Genomic DNA, 5,624 nt, shown 5'->3' with positions numbered 1-5,624 from the left:
TATTTTTCTGCATATGAAAACATGTATTTCACTGGTGATGGAGCATATAGAGATGCAACAGGCAATTATAGAATCACAGGTAGAGTAGATGATGTGGTCATTGTTTCTGGGCATAATTTGGGAACCGCCCCTATAGAAAATGCGATCAATGAACATTTGGCCGTTGCAGAATCTGCAATTGTTGGTTTTCCTCATGATGTAAAAGGAACAGCTTTATATGCATATGTTACTCTATATAATGATCAAGTAGCTGATGAAGGATTGATAAGTGAAATTAGAGAACAAGTGTCTAATACTATTGGGCCAATAGCAAAACCAGATAAAGTTCAGTTTGTAAGTGGATTACCAAAAACTAGAAGTGGTAAGATTATGAGAAGAATTTTACGTAAAATAGCATCAAAGGATACTTCTAATTTAGGAGATACATCTACGCTGTTAAATCCGGACGTAGTTCAGGAGATAATGGAAAATGTAGTGTAAAGCATAAATTAAAAGCCCTCGTATTAACGAGGGCTTTTAATTTATAGTAGTATATTCAATTACTTTTCAAAATAACTAAAAGACTCTCCTGACTTTATAGAAAGTAAACTTTCATAAATCAATTCTATAACATTTTCTACATCACTTCTGTGTACCATTTCCACAGTAGTGTGCATATAACGCAACGGTAAAGAAATTAGAGCAGAAGCAACACCACCATTACTATAGGCAAATGCATCGGTATCTGTTCCTGTCATTCTACTAGAAGCCATACGCTGAAAAGGAATCTTTTTCTTTTCTGCTGTATCAATCAATAATTCTCTCAACCTATTTTGAACCGCAGGAGCATAAGAAATTACAGGGCCATCACCAATTTTGGTTTCTCCTTGTGTCTTTTTTTCTATCATTGGGGTAGTGGTATCATGACAAACATCGGTCACAATAGCTACATTGGGTTTAATTGTATGGGTGATCATCTCGGCACCTCTTAAACCAATTTCTTCCTGTACAGAATTAGTGATATATAAACCAAATGGTAATTTCTTTTTGTTTTCTTTTAGTAAGCGAGCTACTTCAGCAATCATAAAACCTCCCATTCGATTGTCAAGCGCACGACAAACAAACTTATTTTTATTCAGAATAAAAAATTCGTCAGGATAAGTAATTACACAACCAACATGAACTCCAAGTTTTAATACTTCTTCTTTAGTATTACACCCTACATCAATACATATGTTTTCAAGGGTTGGAGCTTGCTCTTTTGAGCCTTTTCTGGTGTGGATAGCGGGCCACCCGAAAACACCTTTTACAATGCCTTTTTTGGTATGGATATTAACCCGTTTCGAAGTTGCAATCTGGTGGTCACTTCCTCCATTTCTAATCACGTAAATTAACCCATTATCTGTAATGTAGTTTACATACCACGAAATCTCATCAGCATGCCCCTCGATTACAACTTTATATTTTGCTTTTGGGTTAATTACACCAACAGCCGTTCCATAAGTATCTGTTATAAATTCATCTACATAAGGTTTTAAGTAGTTCATCCAGATTTTTTGCCCTTCCCATTCGTATCCTGTCGGAGCAGGATTGTTTAGATATTTTTCAAGAAAAGTCAGGGATTTTTTATTTAGAATACTCTTTTTTGCCATAGTATTATTTCATTTTATTGCGAAAATAACAATATTCACATTCATTTTACAGTTTACAATTGGTTAATTATTAATTTTGGAACAATTTTAGAAAGTCTCATAATCTATTATGATAAAACATTCGGTATATATTATCTTGGTAATGCTAACTTCTTTGAGTAATGCCCAAAAGAAAGATCAAAAACTTTTGGACACCTCAAAGGTAGATACTACAGGTTATGTGCAGTACTACATCATCGAAGGAGATACAATTCCTCATGAGGCTATTGATCTTGACGAAGTAATTATTTTAGGGAGATTAAATTTTAAAAATAAACTGGCAAGAAGAAAATACCTTATTCTACGACGTAAGACAAGAAAAGTGTATCCCTATGCAAAGTTAGCTGCAGATAGACTAATATCTCTTAATGAGCGATTAGAAAATATTGACTCCAAGAGAAAAAAGAAGCGATACGTAAAAATGTTGCAAAAATATATGGAAGAGGAGTTTACCAAAGAATTAAAAAAACTAACCCGTACAGAAGGTCAGATATTAGTAAAATTGATTCATAGGCAAACCAGTAAAACGATGTTCGAATTGGTAAAAGAATACAGGAGTGGGTGGAGAGCTTTTTGGTATAATAATACTGCTAAACTTTTTAGTATTTCATTAAAAGAGAAATACGATCCTATAAATGTAGAAGAAGATTATTGGATAGAGGATATATTACAGCGAAGTTTTCAGTCAAGTATTTTAAAAGAACAAAAAACAGCTTTAGATTTTAGTTTTTATGATTTGAGAAATAAATGGTCTGATATATCAAAAACAACTTCTTCTAAAAATTAATTTAGGATATTTTCCCAGAAAAAGGGGCCGGGCTGTACGCTGTATCTTTTGTTGTATAGTAGTTTATTTTCTTTATAGATGTTGGATTAAAAGTTGTAGCTTTTTAAATTGTTTAGGACCAACAAAAGGATGCCACTTCCATCCCTAATACAAAACAATATATTATATAACCATATTTAGGTATTTAAACTTAGAAAAAGTATCAAAAATCTATTTCTATTTTGATTAAATTTCTTATCTTCGTTTTCTATCTTTTTTAAAATCAGCATATTCCTTATTTTTTGTAAAAAATTATACCAAAAGGTGTTGTTGTTTTAATAAATGGTTATATGTTTGCACCCGCAAAACGGGATAATGTTTTGTGAGTTCATTGAGAGGTTTATTTTTGGTTTTATAGTTAAGAAAAAGTTTTAAAAACTTTATTAAAAAAATCTTGTCAGAATAAAAAAGGGTTGTATGTTTGCGCCCGCAAAACGGGATATTGTTTTGTATGTTCATTGAGATTGGATTAGAGGATTAAGTAGGGTTGATTTTTTTTAAAAATAATTCACAAAAAGTTTTGCTAATAATAAAAGGGGTTATATATTTGCACCCGCTTAGAGAAACAGCACAAGTTCATAAAAAACAGTAGTAATGGTTTAGGGTGTTTTAGTTAACATTTATGGGGTTCGATTCCTTATTTACGATCTATAATTAATAGCGATGAAGATTGCTTTATTGATTAAACGAAGTTCATAGACATATTGATTGACAGCGCGTATAAAGCTAGAGATAGTTTATACAGAGAATAAAGACTAGAGACATATTGAGATACGATTATAATTCCGTTGTATTGTTTTGAATAATATTTAAAGACAAACGATGAAGAGTTTGATCCTGGCTCAGGATGAACGCTAGCGGCAGGCTTAACACATGCAAGTCGAGGGGTAACAGGAGTGCTTGCACTCGCTGACGACCGGCGCACGGGTGCGTAACGCGTATAGTACCTACCTTATAGTAAGGGATAGCCCAGAGAAATTTGGATTAATACCTTATAGTATCTTAAGTGAGCCTTCACTAAGGATTAAAGATTTATCGCTATAAGATGGCTATGCGTTCTATTAGCTAGTTGGTATGGTAACGGCATACCAAGGCTACGATAGATAGGGGTCCTGAGAGGGAGATCCCCCACACTGGTACTGAGACACGGACCAGACTCCTACGGGAGGCAGCAGTGAGGAATATTGGACAATGGAGGCAACTCTGATCCAGCCATGCCGCGTGTAGGAAGACTGCCCTATGGGTTGTAAACTACTTTTATAGAGGAAGAAACCATTCCACGTGTGGAATGCTGACGGTACTCTACGAATAAGGATCGGCTAACTCCGTGCCAGCAGCCGCGGTAATACGGAGGATCCAAGCGTTATCCGGAATCATTGGGTTTAAAGGGTCCGTAGGCGGTTTAGTAAGTCAGTGGTGAAAGTTTTCGGCTCAACCGGAAAATTGCCATTGATACTGCAAGACTTGAATTATTGTGAAGTGGTTAGAATGTGTAGTGTAGCGGTGAAATGCATAGATATTACACAGAATACCGATTGCGAAGGCAGATCACTAACAATTAATTGACGCTAAGGGACGAAAGCGTGGGTAGCGAACAGGATTAGATACCCTGGTAGTCCACGCCGTAAACGATGGTTACTAGCTGTTCGGACTTCGGTCTGAGTGGCTAAGCGAAAGTGATAAGTAACCCACCTGGGGAGTACGTTCGCAAGAATGAAACTCAAAGGAATTGACGGGGGCCCGCACAAGCGGTGGAGCATGTGGTTTAATTCGATGATACGCGAGGAACCTTACCAGGGCTTAAATGTAGATTGACAGGTTTAGAGATAGACTTTTCTTCGGACAATTTACAAGGTGCTGCATGGTTGTCGTCAGCTCGTGCCGTGAGGTGTCAGGTTAAGTCCTATAACGAGCGCAACCCCTGTTGTTAGTTGCCAGCGAGTCATGTCGGGAACTCTAGCAAGACTGCCGGTGCAAACCGCGAGGAAGGTGGGGATGACGTCAAATCATCACGGCCCTTACGTCCTGGGCCACACACGTGCTACAATGGCCGGTACAGAGAGCAGCCACTATGTGAATAGGAGCGAATCTATAAAGCCGGTCACAGTTCGGATCGGAGTCTGCAACTCGACTCCGTGAAGCTGGAATCGCTAGTAATCGGATATCAGCCATGATCCGGTGAATACGTTCCCGGGCCTTGTACACACCGCCCGTCAAGCCATGGAAGCTGGGAGTACCTGAAGTCCGTCACCGTTTAGGAGCGGCCTAGGGTAAAACTGGTAACTGGGGCTAAGTCGTAACAAGGTAGCCGTACCGGAAGGTGCGGCTGGAACACCTCCTTTCTAGAGATTTCCTTTTATAAGGAAACCAAGAAATGATACGATGGAATGTATCTTAGTTGTTTTTAGTCTTTATGCTGTTAATTAATTATTTAGTTGTTAGTTTTTGGTTGTTAGTTGATTGTTTCAACGATCAACAATTAACCACCAACACACAACTATGAAGAAGTCTCATAGCTCAGCTGGTTAGAGCGCTACACTGATAATGTAGAGGTCGGCAGTTCGAGTCTGCCTGAGACTACAAGTCGAAAGACAGACAAGAAGTTTATCCTGAGTTTATCGAAGGGAGTCTGGCTGAGACTACGATTTTAATTAGTGATTCATGATTTAGAATTACGGATTAAAAACTAAGTTCATATTATATTGAAAGGAAATTCTAGGAGTTAGCGTTCACGTTAAGAAAGTAGGAGTTATGTTAAAGTTCTAACAACTATTAACTGATAACTAACAACTAATACGGGGGATTAGCTCAGCTGGCTAGAGCGCCTGCCTTGCACGCAGGAGGTCATCGGTTCGACTCCGATATTCTCCACGATTCTTTAGGTATAAGTATTGATAGATTATAAAGCACAGGATTCATGAAATGAAATAGTCTTTATATTCATTGATTTTATATTGTTATTAAGAAAAACGTTCATTGACATATTGATTTAAAAATACGAGCATTAATTGTTTACAATTAATGAACATAAAAGAGGTTGATACTAATTTAGTTACTTTATTAGTATCGGCAAAAACTAAAAGAGCAAGTTAAAGCAAGACGCATAAGCTAATTAAGGGCGTATGGGG

3 protein-coding genes, 2 tRNA genes and 2 rRNA genes (1 of these 7 running past the window's edge) are annotated in these 5,624 nt (G+C 37.1%); 6 read left to right on the top strand and 1 reads right to left on the bottom strand.

Annotated elements, in window-relative coordinates:
• The coding region (locus NNH57_RS26435) for an AMP-binding enzyme (protein ID WP_416358550.1) at positions 1–480 on the top strand (480 nt) is incomplete at its 5' end.
• Between the two features lie 59 nt (positions 481–539).
• Here NNH57_RS26435 and NNH57_RS26430 read toward each other — a convergent pair.
• The gene (locus NNH57_RS26430) at positions 540–1,631 is read right to left on the bottom strand and encodes a M42 family metallopeptidase (protein WP_074409992.1); all 1,092 of its coding nucleotides are present in this window, start codon (positions 1,629–1,631) and stop codon (positions 540–542) included.
• A 142-nt stretch (positions 1,632–1,773) separates the two neighbouring features.
• Here NNH57_RS26430 and NNH57_RS26425 point away from each other — a divergent pair, with 142 nt between their 5' ends.
• From NNH57_RS26425 to NNH57_RS26405, 5 genes are all read left to right on the top strand, one after another.
• Complete coding sequence (locus NNH57_RS26425; RefSeq protein ID WP_234423346.1) at positions 1,774–2,457, top strand: DUF4294 domain-containing protein; 684 nt, start codon at positions 1,774–1,776, stop codon at positions 2,455–2,457.
• Positions 2,458–3,315: 858 nt separating this feature from the next.
• Positions 3,316–4,838: ribosomal RNA gene (locus NNH57_RS26420) — 16S ribosomal RNA — on the top strand.
• A 164-nt stretch (positions 4,839–5,002) separates the two neighbouring features.
• Positions 5,003–5,076, top strand: a tRNA-Ile gene (locus NNH57_RS26415).
• A gap of 217 nt (positions 5,077–5,293) precedes the next feature.
• Positions 5,294–5,367, top strand: a tRNA-Ala gene (locus NNH57_RS26410).
• A gap of 230 nt (positions 5,368–5,597) precedes the next feature.
• A 23S ribosomal RNA gene (locus tag NNH57_RS26405) occupies positions 5,598–5,624 on the top strand (it continues 2,800 nt past the right edge of the window).
• Together the 16S and 23S rRNA genes with 2 tRNA genes alongside form the textbook arrangement of a ribosomal RNA operon.

It is taken from the genome of Aquimarina spinulae, assembly GCF_943373825.1.
Taxonomy (GTDB): Bacteria; Bacteroidota; Bacteroidia; order Flavobacteriales; family Flavobacteriaceae; genus Aquimarina; species Aquimarina spinulae.
The sequence above is the reverse complement of the archived record's forward strand: the minus strand, read 5'-3'. Positions and strand labels throughout refer to the sequence as shown.